Annotated in this window: 18 protein-coding genes; 5 read left to right on the forward strand and 13 right to left on the reverse strand. The window is 31.0% G+C overall.

All coding sequences use genetic code 11. From position 1 onward, the window contains the following. Positions 1–3 precede the first annotated feature (3 nt). The 9 genes from ACJDTP_RS13225 to udp all read right to left on the reverse strand — a co-directional run bounded on the left by ACJDTP_RS13225 (position 4) and on the right by udp (position 8,650). A complete protein-coding gene (locus ACJDTP_RS13225) occupies positions 4–888 on the reverse strand; it encodes an ABC transporter permease (RefSeq protein WP_041899276.1) in 885 nt (294 codons plus the stop codon). After that, positions 878–2,005 (reverse strand): ABC transporter permease, encoded by a 1,128-nt coding sequence (locus ACJDTP_RS13230; protein ID WP_406761466.1) that lies wholly within the window; start codon positions 2,003–2,005, stop codon positions 878–880. The genes ACJDTP_RS13225 and ACJDTP_RS13230 overlap by 11 nt, the downstream gene beginning before the upstream one ends. Then, complete coding sequence (locus ACJDTP_RS13235) at positions 1,980–3,530, reverse strand: ABC transporter ATP-binding protein (protein ID WP_406761467.1); 1,551 nt, start codon at positions 3,528–3,530, stop codon at positions 1,980–1,982. Before ACJDTP_RS13235 ends, ACJDTP_RS13230 begins: the two co-directional genes overlap by 26 nt. 110 nt (positions 3,531–3,640) lie before the next feature. Next, on the reverse strand, positions 3,641–4,693 hold the full coding sequence (locus tag ACJDTP_RS13240) for a BMP family ABC transporter substrate-binding protein (protein ID WP_271811422.1): 1,053 nt from the start codon (positions 4,691–4,693) through the stop codon (positions 3,641–3,643). Between the two features lie 23 nt (positions 4,694–4,716). After that, on the reverse strand, positions 4,717–5,430 hold the full coding sequence (gene deoD / locus ACJDTP_RS13245) for a purine-nucleoside phosphorylase (protein ID WP_406761468.1): 714 nt from the start codon (positions 5,428–5,430) through the stop codon (positions 4,717–4,719). Between the two features lie 25 nt (positions 5,431–5,455). Next, on the reverse strand, positions 5,456–6,139 hold the full coding sequence (locus ACJDTP_RS13250; RefSeq protein WP_406761469.1) for a YczE/YyaS/YitT family protein: 684 nt from the start codon (positions 6,137–6,139) through the stop codon (positions 5,456–5,458). 24 nt (positions 6,140–6,163) lie between these two features. Next, on the reverse strand, positions 6,164–7,354 hold the full coding sequence (locus tag ACJDTP_RS13255; RefSeq protein ID WP_017212348.1) for a phosphopentomutase: 1,191 nt from the start codon (positions 7,352–7,354) through the stop codon (positions 6,164–6,166). Between the two features lie 75 nt (positions 7,355–7,429). Beyond that, entirely contained in the window at positions 7,430–7,831 is a 402-nt protein-coding gene (gene cdd / locus ACJDTP_RS13260; RefSeq protein ID WP_012059315.1) for a cytidine deaminase, read from the reverse strand. Positions 7,832–7,864: 33 nt separating this feature from the next. Next, positions 7,865–8,650 (reverse strand): uridine phosphorylase, encoded by a 786-nt coding sequence (udp, locus tag ACJDTP_RS13265; protein WP_077840971.1) that lies wholly within the window; start codon positions 8,648–8,650, stop codon positions 7,865–7,867. 384 nt (positions 8,651–9,034) lie between these two features. On the opposite strand from udp, the gene ACJDTP_RS13270 reads away from it, so the two are divergent. The 3 genes from ACJDTP_RS13270 to ACJDTP_RS13280 all read left to right on the forward strand — a co-directional run bounded on the left by ACJDTP_RS13270 (position 9,035) and on the right by ACJDTP_RS13280 (position 12,581). Then, positions 9,035–9,775, forward strand: coding sequence for a GntR family transcriptional regulator (locus tag ACJDTP_RS13270; protein ID WP_012059317.1), 741 nt, complete (start codon positions 9,035–9,037; stop codon positions 9,773–9,775). Positions 9,776–11,826: 2,051 nt separating this feature from the next. Then, positions 11,827–12,150: a hypothetical protein gene (locus ACJDTP_RS13275; RefSeq protein ID WP_026888879.1), complete on the forward strand. Its 324-nt coding sequence runs from the start codon at positions 11,827–11,829 to the stop codon at positions 12,148–12,150. Positions 12,151–12,200: 50 nt separating this feature from the next. Beyond that, positions 12,201–12,581, forward strand: a complete 381-nt coding sequence (locus ACJDTP_RS13280) for a hypothetical protein (RefSeq protein ID WP_406761470.1) — start codon at positions 12,201–12,203, stop codon at positions 12,579–12,581. Between the two features lie 91 nt (positions 12,582–12,672). On the opposite strand, the gene ACJDTP_RS13285 is transcribed toward ACJDTP_RS13280, so the two are convergent. Then, positions 12,673–13,704, reverse strand: a complete 1,032-nt coding sequence (locus ACJDTP_RS13285; RefSeq protein ID WP_406761471.1) for a YeiH family protein — start codon at positions 13,702–13,704, stop codon at positions 12,673–12,675. A gap of 142 nt (positions 13,705–13,846) precedes the next feature. Between ACJDTP_RS13285 and ACJDTP_RS13290 the strand changes: the two genes are divergently transcribed. Further along, the gene (locus tag ACJDTP_RS13290; protein WP_039773621.1) at positions 13,847–14,734 is read left to right on the forward strand and encodes a LysR substrate-binding domain-containing protein; all 888 of its coding nucleotides are present in this window, start codon (positions 13,847–13,849) and stop codon (positions 14,732–14,734) included. 88 nt (positions 14,735–14,822) lie between these two features. Here the strand turns inward: ACJDTP_RS13290 and ACJDTP_RS13295 are convergent, their stop codons facing one another. The 3 genes from ACJDTP_RS13295 to ACJDTP_RS13305 form a co-directional block, all read right to left on the reverse strand. Continuing rightward, complete coding sequence (locus ACJDTP_RS13295) at positions 14,823–15,842, reverse strand: aldo/keto reductase (protein WP_406761472.1); 1,020 nt, start codon at positions 15,840–15,842, stop codon at positions 14,823–14,825. A gap of 483 nt (positions 15,843–16,325) precedes the next feature. Beyond that, a complete protein-coding gene (locus ACJDTP_RS13300; RefSeq protein WP_406761473.1) occupies positions 16,326–17,273 on the reverse strand; it encodes a galactose ABC transporter substrate-binding protein in 948 nt (315 codons plus the stop codon). Positions 17,274–17,774: 501 nt separating this feature from the next. Continuing rightward, a complete protein-coding gene (locus ACJDTP_RS13305) occupies positions 17,775–18,116 on the reverse strand; it encodes a winged helix-turn-helix transcriptional regulator (protein WP_406761474.1) in 342 nt (113 codons plus the stop codon). Positions 18,117–18,233: 117 nt separating this feature from the next. On the opposite strand from ACJDTP_RS13305, the gene ACJDTP_RS13310 reads away from it, so the two are divergent. Continuing rightward, the gene (locus ACJDTP_RS13310) at positions 18,234–18,779 is read left to right on the forward strand and encodes a flavodoxin family protein (protein ID WP_406761475.1); all 546 of its coding nucleotides are present in this window, start codon (positions 18,234–18,236) and stop codon (positions 18,777–18,779) included. The last annotated feature ends 329 nt before the right edge of the window (positions 18,780–19,108 follow it).

A 19,108-nucleotide genomic window follows, 5' to 3' on the forward strand; every position in this document is an offset into this window, starting at 1 on the left:
CTATTAACGAGTACCTTTTTCGTAAGGAACTCCATCAGCTTTTGGTGCAACTGATTTTCCAACAAAAAGAATTAATACTACAATTGTTAGAATGTATGGCAGCATTGCAAGTATTTGCGAAGGAATAGCAAAGTTTCCGCCACCTAATACAACTGTTAATGCCTGAGCAAATCCAAATAATAAGCAAGCCCCATATGCACCATGTGGAGTCCATTTACCAAAAATAACTGCTGCTAATGCAATAAATCCTTGACCGCTAATTGCTGTTGGAGTAAATTGTGCTATTATTGCAAGTGTCATAGATGCTCCGCCAAATCCTGCAAGTATTCCAGAAATCATAACACACACGTAACGAGTTGCAGTTACACTTATTCCAAGAGTATCTGCAGCTGCTGGATGCTCTCCTACTGCACGAATACGTAATCCCCATTTAGTTTTATATAAAATAAACCAAATGACTACTGTAATTATAAGTGCTATAAAAACTGTAATATCTACACCAAATACTTTAGGTAATTTAGTAGCTACTGGTTTAGTCATAGTAGCTCCTTCAAATAATAACCTACATGTAAATAAAGAGAAACCTGCACCCAATAAATTTATAGCAATACCTGATATTGTCTGATCCGCATTGAATGTTATTGAAGCAACTGCATGTAATAAAGCCATTATTCCCCCTGCAATTCCTGCAGCTAAAAATCCAAGCCATGCATTTCCAGAATAATACCCTACTGCCGCACCAGTAAATGCACCTATAGTCATCATACCTTCAATTCCGATATTTACAACTCCAGAACGCTCAGAAACAACTCCACCTAATGCTCCAAATATTAACGGCGCTGAATACATTAGTGTAATACCTATTAATAGTGCAATGCTATTTAACATTCTTCTCACCTCTCTTTAAAAGTCTGTCAGCTAAAGCAGGTACAATCTTAGTTAATGCTACGAAAAATACAATAGTACCTATCATTATATTTATTATTTCCGATGGTGCACCTATAGCAGATTGTACAGATTGACCTCCATATAGTAATCCACCATATAACAATCCGCCAAATATACAACCAATAGGTGAACTTCCTGCAATTAATGCAACTGATAATCCGTTAAATCCGTTATTTTCAAAAGCAGCCATAGTTGATAACTTATGAGGTGCTGTGCCTGTAATAGCTAGTGCTCCAGCAAGACCTGATAATGCACCTGCAATTACCATTGATTGAACTATATTACGATTAACATTTATTCCAGCAAATTCTGCTGCATCTTTATTTAATCCAACTGCACGTAATTCATAGCCTTTTGCTGATTTATATAACAAAATTGATATAACTACAGCCATTATAATAGCAACGATAATTCCAATATTAACATCTGTTTTTAACAAAACTTCTGATAACCACTTGTGATGAGAAAGAAATTCCATTCCAGCATCAGAAGTCTTCCAATTACCAAGTATAGTGGTAAATCCAGATTCATTAATCATATAAGTACTTGTTGAATCTGGTTGGTGAAATACATCTGTAGATACAACGAAATTAGATAAATATAATGCAATCCAATTCAGCATTATACTGGTTATAACTTCATGTATTCCGAATTTCGCCTTAAGAATTCCGACAATACCACCAAACACTGCTCCAGCAGCTACACCAGCTAAAATTACTAAAGGAATTTCTAATACTGCTGGTAAATTTAATTTAATTCCAACTATAGTTGATGCAATAGTCCCTATTATATATTGGCCCTCTGCTCCAATATTAAATAATCCTGTTTTAAAGGCAAATGCAACACTTAAACCAGTTAAAATAATAGGCGTAGCCTTAATAATTGTATTAGATATATATTTAGGTTTTGAAAAAATTCCATTAAAAAGTGCGCTAAAAGCATCTATTGAGTTATATCCTGCAATACCAAGAACTATTGCAGAAACTACAAAACCAAAAAATATTGCAATGAATGTTGAAGTAACTGGTTTTTTAAGAATTTTTACTACTATCTTCACTATGTTTACCTCCCGCCATTAGCAAGCCTATTGTATTTTCATCAACTTCACCTTGTTTAAAAGTCCCTACAATAGTTCCTTCAGAAATTACAGCTATAGTATCAGAAACATTCATAACTTCATCAAGTTCTAATGAAATTAAAAGAACAGCTTTTCCTTTATCTCTTTCTCTTATTAATGTTTTATGAACATATTCAATTGCTCCTACATCAAGTCCACGAGTTGGCTGCACTGCAATTAATAAGTCTGGATCATTATATACTTCTCTTGCAATTATAACTTTTTGCTGATTTCCTCCTGATAGCCCTCTGATAGGTAATGATTCACAGTTATCAGGCCTTATATCATACTGATTTATAAGCTCCTTAGTATGGGCCATAATTTTATCTTTAACCAATAATCCATTCTTACAATATGGTTCACTTTTATATTTTTCTATTACCATATTTTCAGCAACACTAAAATCTAATACAAGTCCACGTTTTTGCCTGTCTTCATGTATTGTTGAAACTTTATTTTTGATAACGTTTTCCACGGTAGTATTTTGTATCTCTACTCCATTTATTTTAATGGTACCTTTTTCGGATTTAGCAAGACAAGTTATAGCTTCAATTAATTCTTTTTGTCCATTGCCGTCAATTCCTGCAATACCAACGATTTCACCTTTACGTACTTTAAGTGATAAATCTTTAACTGCATCTAACTTTCTTTCATCTTTTACAGTTAAATTATCTATTTCAAAAACAACCTCATCTGGTGTTGCAGCTTCTTTGTCAACGATTAACTTGACTGCATGACCTACCATCATTGTTGCAAGATCTTCTCTTGTTACTTCCTTAACATTTACTGTATCGATATATTTTCCTCTACGTATTATTGTACAAACATCAGAAGACTCCTTTATTTCTTTTAATTTATGTGTAATTATAATTATTGTTTTTCCATCAGCAATAAGGTTATGCATGATGCCTATTAAATCTTGAATTTCTTGTGGAGTAAGAACCGCTGTCGGCTCGTCCAATATTAATAAATCAGCTCCACGATATAAAGCTTTTAATATCTCAATACGCTGCTGCATACCTACTGAAATATCTTCAATTTTTGCATCTGGATCTACATCTAATCCATACTTTTTAACAATGTTTAATATTTCTTCTCGGGCTTTTTTCATGTCTAATATTCCACATTTTTTTGTAATTTCACTACCCAGCACTATATTTTGTGTTACTGTAAAATTTTCAACTAACATAAAGTGTTGATGAACCATTCCTATTCCATTTTCAATAGCTATATTAGGATTTTTAATATTTATCTTTTCACCATTAAGATATATTTCACCTTGATCAGCTTGATACAATCCATAAAGGATATTCATAAGGGTACTTTTGCCTGCACCATTTTCTCCTAGTAGTGCATGAATTGTACCTTTTTTAATATCAAGGTTGATATTATCTAAAGCACAGAACGAGCCAAACGTTTTTGTAATCCCACGCATTTGTACTGCATATTGTTTGCTAATTTCCATACCTAATCCTCCTCTATTATATAAGGCTTTGCCGGCAAACCGTTAAGTTACCAGCAAAGCCTACCTCCACTACTGTCTTAATAGTTATTATCTACTTTAAGTTTAAATTATTATTTTTTTAAAAAGTCATTGTAAGTTTGTTCATTGTAAGGTGGAACTATTGTACCATTTTTAATCTTGTCTTGAACTTCCATAGTTGCTTTATATACTGCTGGATCCATATTTTTGTTTTCAGTTGGAATTCCTACAGCATTTTCCTTTAATCCATAAGTATAAGTTTTACCACCAATTTTGTTTCCACTCATAGCTTCTTTAGAAACATTTTCAACTGCAACGCTTGCAAGTTTTAATGCTGATGTTAATACATTATCAGGAGCTAAATATGCTTGATCACGGTCAACACCTATTGCAAATTTATTTGCTTCTTTAGCTGCTTCAATTACACCTACACCAACTCCACCTGCTGCATGGAATACGATATCGCATCCAGAAGAAAACATCTTGTTTGCAATTGCTTTACCTTTTGATGCGTCAGAGAAACTTTCAGCATATTGAACATCTACAGTAATATCTTTACCTAATTCTTTTGCTGCATATTGAACACCAGCTTGGTATCCATATTGGAATTGATCTATAATTCCACTTTTTATACCACCAACAAATCCAACTTTACCTGTTTTTGTTGTCTTAGCAGCTGCATAACCTACCATAAATGAAGGTTCTTGTGCATTAAACATAACTCCTGTAACATTAGCTGGAGTATCATCTCCATATGAATTATCAACTATAGCATAACTAACATCTGGATTTGCTTTGGCCGCCTTTGTTATTGCATCTGACATTGCAAAACCAATACCCCAAACTAATTTATTACCAGCATCAACAGCTTTATCTAGGTTTGTAGCATAATCTGATTCTTGCTTAGATTCAAGATAGCTTGCTTTCCCTCCAGCATTATTCTTTTCAAAATTTTGCAATCCTTCCCATGAAGATTGATTGAAAGATTGGTCATTTACACCACCTGTATCAGTTACCATTGCAACTTTAAATTCCTTATTACCACCAGTAGTTCCTTTATCAGTTGTCTTGTTTCCACTTGATCCGCAACCAGCCATAGTTCCCATAATCATTGTTGTCATTAATAATGCAATTACTTTTTTCATGATACTTCCTCCTATAAACTTTATTATTTTGCTATTTCAAGAGCAATTTTCATCATTTCTGTAAAACTTAATTGTCTATCTTCTGCTGAAAGTGATTCTCCTGTTAATACTGAATCTGAAATTGTAAGTAAACATAACGCATTCTTTCCTGCTTCTGCAGCATTCATATAAAGTGCAGCTGCTTCCATTTCTATTGCTAAGACTCCCATGCTCTTCCACTTTTCTGTTGCTGTTTTATCAGCACTATAAAAAGTATCAGAAGATAATATGTTTCCTACAACAACATTTATATTATTTTCTTTTGCTGCTTCAACTGCACTGCTAACTAAATCAAAACTTGCAATTGGAGCAAAAGTTCCTGGCAGACTATATTGGTGTGCATAGTTAGAATTAGTAGATGCACCTAAACCGATTACAACATCACGTAGGTGTAATTTTTCAGATATACTTCCTGCTGTTCCAATTCTAATAATATTATCTACATCATAAAAATTAAATAATTCATAGCTATAAATACCTATAGATGGCATTCCCATGCCGCCTCCCATAACTGAGACGCGTTTTCCTTTATAAGTTCCAGTATATCCAAGCATATTTCTTACTGTATTAAATTGAGTAACATCTTCAAGAAAGTTTTCTGCAATAAATTTAGCTCTTAAAGGATCTCCTGGCATTAATACTGTTTTTGCTATTTCTCCTAGCTTTGCCCCATTATGGGGAGTTGGTACATTTGTCATAATTCTGTCCTCCAAAATCTTGTTTTTAATATTGTAAAATGTTCTTTTCACCTATTTTAATCTTCATTAGAACTGACTTTTTAAATAGCTCTGATGCAAATTGTATACAAGGCCCTCCTATTAGGGCTGCAATTAACGTTACAGCCCCTGCTTTTCCTCCTAGTATAAAACCAATTATAAGTGATGTAACATCACAAATTATCTTTGCCGTTCTATATTGAGATTTCATTTTGTCTTTTAATATCATAGCTAAACTTGTAAAAGGATCTAATCCAATATTTATTGCTATAAAGATTCCTAATCCTGTAAACAGCATTAAGGATCCACATACAGAACTTAATATTCTCCACTCTAAAACATTAGGCAAATTCATATATTCATAAAACTTTGAACCTATTCCAACGAAGGTTCCCATTGGAATAGTATATATAAATGTTCCTATATTTATATACTTTCTATTGATTAATAACGATAATATTATTATTGCGTAATTTACCACATTTGTTGTCATTCCAAGTTCACTTTGTGGAAGACCAATTGCACTGCGAACTCCATCATATAGAATTGCAACTGCATCATTTCCAAGCATTGCAGCTGAATTAAATGCAATTCCAAATCCTACAAGAGCAACTCCAACTAACGCTATTAAAATATTTATAAGAAGAACTTTAAGCGATTTTTCCTTTAGCGTCTTAACTGTACTTATCATTAGTTAAATATCCTTCCTGCAGTGCTATACTAACTTGCTTAGTACTGATTCACCAATTGTATTCTCAGGCATCTTTACTCCAAAGTTTTCTGCTATTGTAGCACCAATTGCTGCAAAACTATCGCTTGTTTCCATTAATCCACTTTCTGTCATAGATGGCGAATAAGCTAAGAAAGGAACATGTTCACGTGTATGATCAGTACCTTTATAAGTTGGATCATTACCATGGTCTGCTGTAATTATTAATAAATCATCTTCTTTTAATTTATCTAATACTTTTCCTAAATTAACATCAAACTTTTCTAATTCTTCAGCATAACCTACTGGGTTTCTTCTGTGTCCCCATAAAGCATCAAAGTCTACTAAGTTAACAAAGCACGATCCTTTAAATTCTTTATCCATTATTTCTAAAGTTTGTTCCATTCCATGAACAGAACTTTTTGATTTATTTGATTCTGTTATACCTTCACCATCAAATATATCGTTTATTTTTCCAACAGATATTGAAGCAAATCCATTATCTTTTAATGCATTCAATGCAGTTGCTCCATATGGTTTTAAAGCATAATCATGTCTATTACTTGTACGTTTGAACTCACCTTTTTTCATTCCTAAATATGGTCTTGCAATAACTCTTCCAACTTTCCATTCATCTTTAAGAGTTAATTCTCTTGCAATTTCACAGCAACGATAAAGTTCATCTAAACCGAAAGTTTCTTCATGACCACATATTTGTAAAACAGAATCAGCTGAAGTATACACGATCATATCTCCTGTTTTTATTTGATGTTCACCAAGTTCATCTAATATTTCTGTTCCACTAGCACTTTTATTTCCAACTATTTTGTGACCTGTTCTTTTTTCAAGTTCATCTAATAATTCTTGTGGAAAACCTGTATCAGTAAATGTTTGGAATGGTGTTTCTATTTTTAACCCCATCATTTCCCAGTGACCAGTCATTGTATCTTTTCCAACACTTGCTTCCCTCATCTTCATAAAATGAGCTAAAGGTTTTTCAACTGCTTCAACATGTTTGATTGGATGTAAATTAGCTAGCCCTAACTTTTGTAAGTTTGGAATCTTAAATTCATCTACCGACTCTGATATATGCCCAAGTGTATCTACACCAACATCACCATACTCTTTTGAATCACTCATTTCTCCAATTCCAAGTGAATCTATTACTATTGTGAAAATTCTATTATATTTCTTCATAACTCCATCCTTTCAAAACTAATTAAGTTTATATTTCATTTTATATTTAATACTTATTCCAAAAGTAAAATTTTATTATTTTAGATCTTCCTCTGTAAAGGACATTGGTAATAATTCTTCGATATCAGTAATTTTTTCAGTCTTTTTATTAGATAAAACTATTGGAGTATGTTTTTCTAATAATTCAACTAAAACTTGCCTGCATGCACCACAAGGAGTTGCTAGAGTATTTCCATCACTTACAATGGCAATTGCTTTTACATCCTCTTTACGATAACCATTTGAATATGCTTGAAAGATTGCATTTCTCTCTGCACAATTTGTTAAACCATAAGATGCATTTTCAATGTTTGCTCCTATAAAGTACTTATTATCTTTAGTAACAACACAAGAACCAACCTTATAATTTGAATAAGGAGAATATGCATTTTCCATAGCTTTAAAAGCTCTTTCTAAAATATCTTCATACTCTTTCATTTCATATTCCTTTCCGAAAGATCAAACACTTTCTTATTTATTTTCTCTCTCTTTGTCAGCTTTTATTAATTTTCTAATTCCTTCAATTGCAACTTCTATAGCTGTTTCTGTATCATGCACTTGCAAATTTTCAAGTCCTGCCTTTTCACGTTCTTGATTTGCAACAACTAAAAATACTGAACCTACTCTTACTTTTAAATAGCTTCCTACTACAAATAAAGCTGCTGATTCCATTTCAGAAGCAAGGCATCCACATCTTAGCCATGCATCCCACTTGTTTAAAAGATCATAACTTACTGGTTTAGTTTCTGGCGAATGTTGACCATAAAATGAATCCTTACATTGAACTACTCCAACATGATAATTTTTATTTAAATCTTTAGACGCTTGCACAAGTAGGCTTGCAACATCAAAGTTTGCAATAGCTGGAAATTCAATTGGCGCATATTCTTTACTAGTACCTTCTGCTCTAATTGCACCAGTAGCAATAACTACATCTCCACCTTTAACATTTATGTCCATTCCTCCACATGTACCAACTCTTACGAAAGTATCTGCTCCGCAATTTACTAATTCTTCTAATGCTATAGCAGCTGATGGTCCACCAATTCCTGTTGAAGTAACACTTACTTTTACACCATCTAAAAATCCAGTGTAAGTAACATACTCTCTATTATCAGCAATTAATTTTGGATCATCAAAGTATGCAGCAATCTTTTTACATCTCTTTGGATCCCCTGGTAATATTACGTATTTACCTACATCTCCTTCTCTCACATCTATATGATATTGTTTCCCAGAACCTTGTGAATAATTCATTATAATACCTCCATTTATTTCACGATTCGCTTTCAGAATACGGTTTCAACATTACGTTAAAAAATGTTGGACATCCTTAATACTTGTCTATTAAGTTGTATTATTGTTTGTACTCAAAGAATAGCATGTCTGTTATTTCATGTCAAGCATTTTATTCATGATAAATTCCGAAAATTCATTCAATTTCAAAACTATGTCAAAAGCCTGTTAGTACAAGCTTTTAGAAGGACAGGCTATGCACAAAATAACTCCAATAATTTAATTGCCAATATTGTTTAATTGACGTTATAATTAAGTATAAAACAAATATTTCAGTTGAAAATTTGTAATTCAATATGTATACTTGTCTAGACAGGGTTATATCTGTAGAAAGGTGATATTTTTATGAATGATGAATTTGATATAGTTGAAAAGCCAAAAGAATTAAGATACGTAAGTGTATATAATCAACTTTTTAAAATGATAAATGAAGGTACTTTTCCAGAAGGAAGTAGATTACCCTCTGAACCTGAACTATCTAAATTAATTGGTGTTAGTAGAACTACGCTAAGACAGGCACTTGCACTACTACAAGACGATGGATTAGTAAATAATATAAGAGGTAAGGGAAATTTTATAGTAAAATCTAAACCTAAAAAAGATCTTGGTTTAGAAACAATGGGACACCCCGTATACAAGTGCATAAATGATGTCATTGATGAAGTTAAAATTCAATTAAGAATAGAGCCATCTACTGACTATTTTAATCAAATTCTTGTAAAGAAAACTGCTGCTGTAGTATTAATAGATAGATGGTATAAATCTGAAGGTCAAGCTATAGCTTATACGTTTACTTTGCTGCCAATTGAAACTATTTCAAAATTTAATCTTGATTTAAACAATGAGGATATGATTTTAGAATTTCTAGAAAGAGATATTTACGAAATATCTAGTGATATATTAGTTGAAATAAAGTATTCAACTTCTGGAAACTTTGCTGCTAAAACGTATCCAATTTCGCCAGAAAATCAATTTCATCTTATACAGGAAACTCTTTATAAAGATTCAGAATTTCCTATTGCTTCAAATAAACATTATTTACCGATAAAAACAAGTTCAATTAAGTTTCATCCTAAAAAACAATAGGTTAATTATAGATACCCCAAATTTATGTGGTAACTTACCGAAATCATAAATATTTTGATTCCGAAAAACTATGAAAATATCGCTGAAGGTTCTAAGCGGCAGGTTGCATCCACTTTAGCATGCTCCAACTTTCCTAGGGAAGCTCGACTCATTACATTCCCTGAGGAAGTTCGACAACCCAAAATAAAATTTTGGACTCTCACTTCACAAGCTAAAATGGAACAGCCTACAGCTAAGAACCTTTAACAGCTCATTTTCAAATGTTTTCTCCACAAATATATTTATGATTTCTAGTGACGATATAAACTTTGTAAATGTATTCATATAGATAACCCAACTAAGACCTGAACTTATGCATATAACTCGCCGAAATGAATAACATACTTTTGTTCCAGTTTCTAGGTAATTATGATGGGTGATTCTAAGGCGATAAAGTTGCACCCAAAGTGCTAGCCTCAAAGAACAAGCGCTCACAGAGAAAGTTCGAAGAACGAAATATAAAATTTCGATTCTCACTTTTTGAACTAGCACATTTGGAACAACTTATAGCCAAAGAATCACATCCATCAAAATTACCAATGAAACATTCCACAAAAATATATTACCCATTTCTAGTTGGGATATATTTCATAGTATAAATCTAACTTATAATTGGCTTATCTATATAGATGTCCAACTTTAAAACTAGACTTATGTGATAACTTACCGAAATCATAAATATTTTGATTCCGAAAAGCTATGAAAATATCGATGAAGGTTGTAAGCAGCAGGTTGTAGCCACTTTAGCATGCTCCAACTTTCAGTTTGACAAGCTAAAATGGAACAACCTACAGCTAAGAACCTTTAACAGCTCATTTTCAAATGTTTTCTTCACAAATATATTTATGATTTCTTGTGAAGATATGAGCTTAAAGTTTTAGCAACTTTGTAAATATGTTCATCTAATAAGTCTAAGTTATATATTGTTTATCTATATAGATAAACAATATATAACTTAGACTTATGCAATAACCTACCGAAAGTTAAAACATTATTATTTCACAGGACTATGAAAATTTCGCTGAAAGTGCTAAATTGCAGGTTGCACCAACTAATGCTTGCTCCCAATTTCCTAGGGAAGCTCGACTCATTACATTCGCTGAGGAAGTTCGAGAACCCAAAAGAAAATTTTGGACTCTCACTTCACAAGCATTAGTTGAACAACCTACAATTAAGATCTTTTAACAGCTCATTTTCAATGCCTGCTGCATAAAAATGTTTCTGCTTTCTAATATGGTATTTTGCCGCAAAGTATAAATCAAATCCTTAAATTGTTCATCTATATTATGAATAGTATTATTTACAATAAGAATAAAATTAATATAATTCTTGTTATTTAGTTGCTTGCATTGGAAATCATTCAGTATGTATGTTGAAATAATGAACTCATCTTAAAATTCTAGTAAATTGAGTACTTAACAAAGATTAAATCGTGCGAACTTAATTGTAATATAATAATTATAAAATAATATTTGTTTTGTAATTATTGTATGTTAATCTCTCAGGCCATATGCTTCAGGAATTAAAATAAGAATGATTTACTAAAATTAATAAATCATTCTAAGTTTGTCGTGAAATTTATTTAATAAGGAGAAATAATATTTCAACTACACTATATTATATATTATAGAATAAGCGCTTAAATCGTGTTATAAATCGAAAAATTTATTTTGAGCATATTAATGTTCCCTATAGAAATTTAAAGAAATAGGTGAATAGGTTTAATGTTGTTGCAATAAAATATATAAGTAAAATTATACTAAATGGTTCAAAGTAACGAAAAACATTCATAAAATCGAGAACTATAGGGTTCCATATTGATAACAATACATATCTACTGTTTCAACTTCCTGAATACCAGCGATATTGAAATTTTATAAGTTTGAATATCATTGTGGAGCCCTATATTATGTGTGATATTTTGTAAATTATGTTATAATAAGTGTTGTTAAAAAATTGTAATCTAATGAACAATAGTTAATTATTTCGTGTTTATAGAATGGAGAGTATATATGGGAATACAAGTATTAATAGCATGTATTGCAACTATTGCAGTTGTTATATTTCAAGTAGTTTTTACTATGTGGGAATCTAATCCTTATAAAAAGATTTATTATAAACTTCTTTTAGAATTGAGTAAATCTCCTAATGATCCTGAATTGAAGGAAAGAGCTATAGAAGCGGGAAATCAATATTATAGTAGAATAAAATCTTACTCAATAGGAAGTTTTAGAGGTGCTGTAGCTTCTGCAAGGGTGAAGACGTTAATAGGTCCAATAGATGAAAAGATATTATTTGAAGATATGACCAGAATAGCTAAGGTAGATGGGAATTAATATAAAATATTAATTTATGAATTAGCAAAAAAGATATGTGGAGGTTTCATATGAATATATTAACATTGACTTGCAACATAGGTATTCCTGTAATAATGATTTTCGTAGGGCATTTATATCAATGCAATTTATATAAAAAAATAGGCAATATATTGGATTTAATTATGCCTATGGCAATGCTTTTTACTGGCTTTTCAGATGATAAAAAGACTTCTTTTTCTAAAGATTCAGAAACATTAGCTTTGACTAATAAAAAATGTGGTTTAATATGGAGTATTTCAGGAGCATGCACATTGATACTTGCTATAATATTTCTAATATTAAATTATTCTATAAGCACTGCCCTATTAGAATTTGAATGTTTAATATTGGTTGCAGTATTTGCCACTGTAGAATATATTTTAAAAAGAAATTTTCACAGAAACTTATAAACAATGTTCTTATATTGAGTATCACAGGTGGGAAGTCCCACCTATAATTTTTATAATGCTACTTTTCAACACCATATTAAAGAATAGCATTTTATAAAAATATTGTGATAAGTGAAATTGCTAAAACTATTTGGATTAAGGCAATTGCTAAGGCATAAAGTGCAGCTTTCTTTCCTATTTTTATAAGCTGTCTAAAATTCACTCTCATCCCTATTCCAGCAAGAGCAATTACTTCAAAGTTGCTACTTATTAATTTAAATATATTAGAAATATTCATTGGAAAGACTCCAGCAGTAAATGCTAAGCACATAAGGAAAAAGGCCAATACATACCAAGGTATTTTTATTTTTGAATTTAATTTTCCGCTTTCTACTCTACCAGATTTATTTTTCATTTTTCCTAATATTAACACAACAACAACTAAAAATATTATTCTTACTATTTTAAATATTGTAGATAAATCCTTAACTTGTTCATTTACTAGACTTGCACTACCAACAACTTGTCCTACAGATTGAAGTATTCCTCCTATTAAAGCGGAGGTTTTTATTGTTTCTAATGAAAATATCACTTTAGCTATAAATGGAAGAACAAGCATCAATACTGTTCCTGTAACATTTACTATAGTTATTGCTATGCCTTTTTCACTATCCCCTGCTCCTATTACTGGTGCAGTAGCTGCTATAGCTGAAGATCCACAAACTGCATTTCCACTTGCCATTAAAAAACTAAAGTTCTCTGAGAATTTAAGCTTTTTCCCAATTAAGATTACAAGTGCTATAGTAATACTCATTTGAAATACTATAAATGATATTCCTGAAAAACCTAATTTTAATATAGTTTGAATTCCCAATGTTCCGCCTAACAGAACTATAGAATATGACAATAGTTCACTTTCTGCGAATTTTGATCCCTTTTCATATATTTTTCTATTGCAAAATGTATTTCCTGCTGCCATCCCAATGAATATTGCTAGAGATGCTGCCCCTATGCTAGGTACATAATTACTTAAATACTTTGCGATAAATGCGATTATTGTACATATTATAACTCCTGGTAAAACTTCTAAAACCTTATACATTCCTCTTGATAATTTCCTATCTTTAATTATATTTAAACTCATTCATATCACCTTCTAAAATATTTATCTGAATATGAAGTACTTCTTTTTCTATTTTTAGTATATTAGGTGTATAATCATAAGTAAAATATATATATTATATAATAATGATTAAGAATATTAATGGTTAAGAAAGGATGATCCCATGCTTGATGAATTAAAAACTTTTATAGCAGTTGTTGAATATAAAAACTTTACAAAAGCTGCTGAATCCATTAATCTCTCACAACCTAGTGTAAGTTTGCATATTAAGCACCTTGAGGAGTATTTTAATACAACTTTAATTCAACGTTCAATAAAGCAGAAAAATATAAATATAACTCAATCTGGATATTTACTCTATGAGCGTTCAAAACAAATGATTAAGCTACTAAATGATACAAAAAACGATCTATTAGGTTATGGGGATGTTGTAAAAGGTCAACTGCATATAGGGGCTAGTTTTACTATAGGAGAATACTTACTACCAGCCTTTTTAGGAAAATTTGCAAAAGCCTATCCTGAGTTAGAATTAGAAGTGACAATTGAAAACACACATAACATATGTGAAAAAGTTAAGAATTTTCAAGTTGACATTGCTCTAGTTGAAGGTACTGTTCCTCCTTCCCACTTTACTATTGAAAAATTTTATACTGACAAAATGGAAGTTGCTGTTCCGTACAATCACTACTTAGTTAATAACTATTTTTCAGCTGAGGATCTGCAAAATCAGACTTGGATTAGTAGAGAGATAGGCTCTGGTACTAGGCAATATTTGAATCTCTTCTTATCAAATAATAATATTAATGCTAAAAATATCATTGTTTTTGGAAGCAATTACTCTGTAAAAGAAGCTGTTAAAAACAATTTAGGAATAACTTTTATTTCTTCACTTGTAATTGAGAATTCTTTAAAAAATAATGAAATTTCCACCTTAAAAACCAAACAAACTTACACTCGCCCATTTTCATATGTAATGCAAAAAGGTATAATACCCTCAAAAGGAACATTGGTCTTTATAGATATGCTAAAAAGCTATGTAGAAAATCTATAAAAATAGAAAAATAAATAGAGTCCACTTTCTTTAAATCAGAAATGTACTCTATTTATTCTCAATATTCACTATAGATATATTTTATTACTTAACCTATATTTTTTAGAAAGGTTTTATAATCCTCATAGTTTCTTTTTAAAAGATTTGGAGTATCAAGGCCGTAAGGGCAATGAGCCTTACAGTTACCACACTCTATACAATCTTCAATCTTTTTCATTTTAGCTTGGCCTTCCTCTGAAAGATGCCCCTCAGTTGGAGATCTACGAAGAAGTAAGGACATTCTTGCACAATTATTAATTTCTATTCCTGCTGGACATGGCATGCAATATCCGCAACCACGACAAAACTCACCTACAAGCTCTTTTCTCTCATTTTCAATAAATTCTTTAATTTCCTCTGTCATTGCAGGAGGATTGTCTATATATGATATAAATTCATCTAATTCATTTTCTCTTTGAACTCCCCAGATAGGTAAAGTATTATCAAATTGATAAAGGTATGCGTAAGCTGCATCACTTCTTGTTATAAGCCCACCTGATAATGCCTTCATGCAGATATAGCCAACATTCTTCTCTTTACATAAATTTACTAGATCCTCATCCTTTTTATCAGCAAGATAGCTAAATGGGAACTGTAATGTATCATAAAGACCTGATTCAACAGCTTCTATAGCTACTGGTAATCTATGATTTGTAATTCCTATGAAACGAATCTTTCCTTGTTTTTTTGCTTCTAGCATAGCCTCATATAGACCTGTCCCATCATTAGGTTTAGGACAGAAACTTGGATTATGGAACTGATAAATATCTATATAATCTGTTTTAAGCATAGCAAGACTCTTTTCTAAATCACTCCAAAAACCTTCAACAGTAGTTGATGGTGTTTTCGTTGCAATAATTATTTTATCCCTAACATCACTTAAAGCAAGACCAATTTTATACTCGCTGTCAGTGTAACTTCTTGCTGAGTCAAAAAAATTAATCCCATTATCGTAAGCTTTCCTCAACAATTTTACTGCTTCTTCGTTAGAGACACGCTGAACAGGGAGAGCACCAAATCCATTTCTATTTACTACTATCCCAGTTCTTCCTAGCGTAACATTTACCATATTATCATCGCCTTTCTCGCAATTCCATAAATATATTGGTTATATTAACCTATTTACTTGATATTATATCACCTAATGTTAACTTCAAGTCAAGAATAAAACCTAAGTAAATGTCTAAGTTAAAATAATGTATACCTATTTCAATTTCACCTTTAGTAAAAATATGTTTTTCTATAATCCCATCTTTTATAAGATTTGTTATCAAATCTAAATTAAATTTGATATTGAATGATAATTTATCTTTAGAAATCTGTGTGTACAATACTACTTAAAGAAGCTAGTCTTAAGTAATGCAAAAACTTTTACTTATGTAATTATTTCATTAGAATGACAAAAGGGAAAAAACAAATTTATAATTATTGGAAATTAATTATTATTGAAACATTGGCCCGATATATGGCTCATATGGAAGTAAAACTGCCACTCCTGTTTCATCTGATTTATAGGATACCCCTTCAAGAGGATTTCTATCTTTAACTAAATTCATTCTACGGTATATATTGTATTAGTCATATCAGCCGTTTCTTGTGAAGCAGTACCCAACATAAAGCCTTTTGAAACTAGTTCTTTAGCTTCAGATACTCCATCTAGACCAACAACTATGATCGACTGAGATTTATTTCCAGTATTGTAGCCATATTTTTGCAACGCTTGAACAGCGCCAATTGCCATAGAGTCATCATTTGAAATTATCGCTTCTATTTTGTTACCAAATCTCAAAAACAATGCATCAACGGCGTCTTTAGCAGACGCTGCATCCCAATTCAAAATAGGCGATGCAAGTTGTTCGGTTTTTATAAAAGCTTCGTTAATAGTTGAAACAGAGTATGCTGACCTATCAATGGAGGTTTTATTAAGTTTTTCACCAACGAGTAATACGTATTGTAATGCGTCATCTTTATTTTTATCAATTAATTGTTTATGATTTTTCCAAGCATCAACAATCATTTTCCCTTGTAAAGTACCGCCTTGTGCTGAATCTGTTCCTACATAAAAAGCTTTTTTATATGATTTAATTGCCTCCATTGAAAATGGCACTCTATTAAAAACTACTACTGGGATGTTAAATTGTGAAATCCTGTTAATCATTTCTCGTATTTCAAGTAGATTAACCATATCTAATAATATAAGATCAATACCCTTGTGAAGTGCATTTTCAATATCTGTGTTTTGTGTTGATTGATTAAAATTGGCATTATAAAAAGAGAATGAAACTTCTCCTGGATTATTCTTTTGAATATCTTCAAAATTTTTGCGAAGGAGTACAATGTAATCATCATTAAGATCTCTTGTAAATAAGCCTACTCTAACAGGAGAGCCTTGACGATAGTTTGTGCTGGCATTTGTAGTCATATATGAGTTATTTCCAAGCATTATAACCAATATAATTGCAAGTAAAGCTATACTTACTATTCTCTTAAATGCTTCCATTTAAATCCTCCTTGCCATTTATTATATAATTTTATTATGTCTTTATAAAAAAAAGTTTATGCTAAATAAATATTTTATTTTTAAAACAAAACAACTGCTACATAAAATTTAAAAAGTAATGCATATCTAAACTCTTTGTATTCTTCATCCCTTTTATCTAGTTATTCTGGTAGTCTTATTCCTGTTAAATCTATGTTTTTAAGTTCTACACTATATCAGATAAAATTCAATATTTTAGCATTAAACGTATGTTTTAATGAATAAATTTAATTGCCCTATTAACTTTTATTGTATTACTTATTTTAAACATAAAAAAAATAGTAGCCCATCACCGCAAATCTTAGCTACTATTTTTTTAAATCTACATTATAACATAGTTTTTAAAATTTATACTATTATTCTTTTGCTTATTGTATTGATCTATTAGAATGCATTCTGTTTCAATCCATATGCCTTCACTATTGCCCTTATGCATCAGAAAATTATACATCAAATAAATGCCTATATACGATTTTCCCCACCCCAAGCACACATCAAATCTAAAATAGGAATCAGTGATTTTCCGCGTTCAGACAAACTATATTCAACCTTTGGTGGAATCTGAGGATATTCTTCACGTATTATTAATTGTGCATCCTCCATTTCTTTAAGCGTTTTACTTAAAGTTTTGCAAGAGATTGTTCCAATGGCTCTTTGTAGCTCATTAAACCTCATAACTTCTTTATATTCAGCAAGCCAATACATAATAATCATTTTATATTTACCATTTATAATGGATAATGTATATCCAAAATCAGTATCTTTTATATCTACACCAGTTAAAAAACAGTCTTCTATAGACATCTTTACACTTCCCTCCAGGTTAGTACATTACCTTTATGTGCGTACTTTACTAACACAAAATTCTAAATTATACTTTGATTGTTGTCAATAGCATTAATTTTGAAAGGGTGGTTAATTATGAAAAAAAATATTTTAGTGTTGATTGGTAGTGCAAGAGTTGGTGGTAATAGTTATCTATTATCTGAAGCATTTATTAAAGGAGCAATACAATCAGGTCATGAAGTAGTCAAATATGAAGTTGGAAAGAAAAATATAAAAGGATGTATTGCCTGTGATACTTGCTTCAGTAAAGGAACTCCTTGCTCATTTGATGATGACTTTAACGCTATCGCTCCTGAAATAGAAAAAGCAGATGTGATTGTTTTTGCAACTCCATTATATTGGTATACATTCCCTTCTAATCTCAAGGGAGTAATAGATAAATTGTATTCATTTATCATTGGAAAAAAGAAAATAAACATTAAAGAAAGCATGCTTATAGTTTGCGGAGAAGAAAAGGATGAATCTGCATTTGATGGTATTATCAGCACATATAAGCGAATCAATGCTTACCAACAATGGACAGATGTTGGAACGCTAGTTGTTCCAGGCGTATTAAATAGAGGAGATGTCTTATCTACTAATTATATCGTTCAAGCAGAAATGATGGGTAGAAATATATAGAAATTTGATAATAGTAATGTTAAAAAGCATACCTTTTAACCATTGATATAATCAGCTTTAAAATTCAAAAGGTTTTATAGTTTCCTAGACAAAAATAAACGGAGTATATATAGATAATTTCTAATCATCTTAATATACTCCTCTTCATGCATTCTATTTTAGTATTGCGAAGTAAAAAAATCGCAAATTCAATCTCTGAATAATACGATTTTACAATTTGCTATTTAATTTTATTGATTCATAATTTACAAAAAGAACTAAATCGCTAAAAGCGACGGCTTGGTTTAGTGATTAAATAAAATTTTATATGGAAAAAATAAGAAGTGAAG

The sequence above is a fragment of the Candidatus Clostridium helianthi genome (assembly GCF_045310795.1).
Taxonomy (GTDB): Bacteria; Bacillota; Clostridia; order Clostridiales; family Clostridiaceae; genus Clostridium; species Clostridium helianthi.

Coding starts and splice junctions, on each gene's coding strand:
- ACJDTP_RS13225 (WP_041899276.1), bottom strand. CDS start 888: ATGTTAAATAGCATTGCACTATTAATAGGTATTACACTAATGTATTCA.
- ACJDTP_RS13235 (WP_406761467.1), bottom strand. CDS start 3,530: ATGGAAATTAGCAAACAATATGCAGTACAAATGCGTGGGATTACAAAA.
- ACJDTP_RS13240 (WP_271811422.1), bottom strand. CDS start 4,693: ATGAAAAAAGTAATTGCATTATTAATGACAACAATGATTATGGGAACT.
- deoD (WP_406761468.1), bottom strand. CDS start 5,430: ATGACAAATGTACCAACTCCCCATAATGGGGCAAAGCTAGGAGAAATA.
- ACJDTP_RS13250 (WP_406761469.1), bottom strand. CDS start 6,139: ATGATAAGTACAGTTAAGACGCTAAAGGAAAAATCGCTTAAAGTTCTT.
- ACJDTP_RS13255 (WP_017212348.1), bottom strand. CDS start 7,354: ATGAAGAAATATAATAGAATTTTCACAATAGTAATAGATTCACTTGGA.
- cdd (WP_012059315.1), bottom strand. CDS start 7,831: ATGAAAGAGTATGAAGATATTTTAGAAAGAGCTTTTAAAGCTATGGAA.
- udp (WP_077840971.1), bottom strand. CDS start 8,650: ATGAATTATTCACAAGGTTCTGGGAAACAATATCATATAGATGTGAGA.
- ACJDTP_RS13270 (WP_012059317.1), top strand. CDS start 9,035: ATGAATGATGAATTTGATATAGTTGAAAAGCCAAAAGAATTAAGATAC.
- ACJDTP_RS13275 (WP_026888879.1), top strand. CDS start 11,827: ATGGGAATACAAGTATTAATAGCATGTATTGCAACTATTGCAGTTGTT.
- ACJDTP_RS13280 (WP_406761470.1), top strand. CDS start 12,201: ATGAATATATTAACATTGACTTGCAACATAGGTATTCCTGTAATAATG.
- ACJDTP_RS13285 (WP_406761471.1), bottom strand. CDS start 13,704: ATGAGTTTAAATATAATTAAAGATAGGAAATTATCAAGAGGAATGTAT.
- ACJDTP_RS13290 (WP_039773621.1), top strand. CDS start 13,847: ATGCTTGATGAATTAAAAACTTTTATAGCAGTTGTTGAATATAAAAAC.
- ACJDTP_RS13295 (WP_406761472.1), bottom strand. CDS start 15,842: ATGGTAAATGTTACGCTAGGAAGAACTGGGATAGTAGTAAATAGAAAT.
- ACJDTP_RS13300 (WP_406761473.1), bottom strand. CDS start 17,273: ATGGAAGCATTTAAGAGAATAGTAAGTATAGCTTTACTTGCAATTATA.
- ACJDTP_RS13305 (WP_406761474.1), bottom strand. CDS start 18,116: ATGTCTATAGAAGACTGTTTTTTAACTGGTGTAGATATAAAAGATACT.
- ACJDTP_RS13310 (WP_406761475.1), top strand. CDS start 18,234: ATGAAAAAAAATATTTTAGTGTTGATTGGTAGTGCAAGAGTTGGTGGT.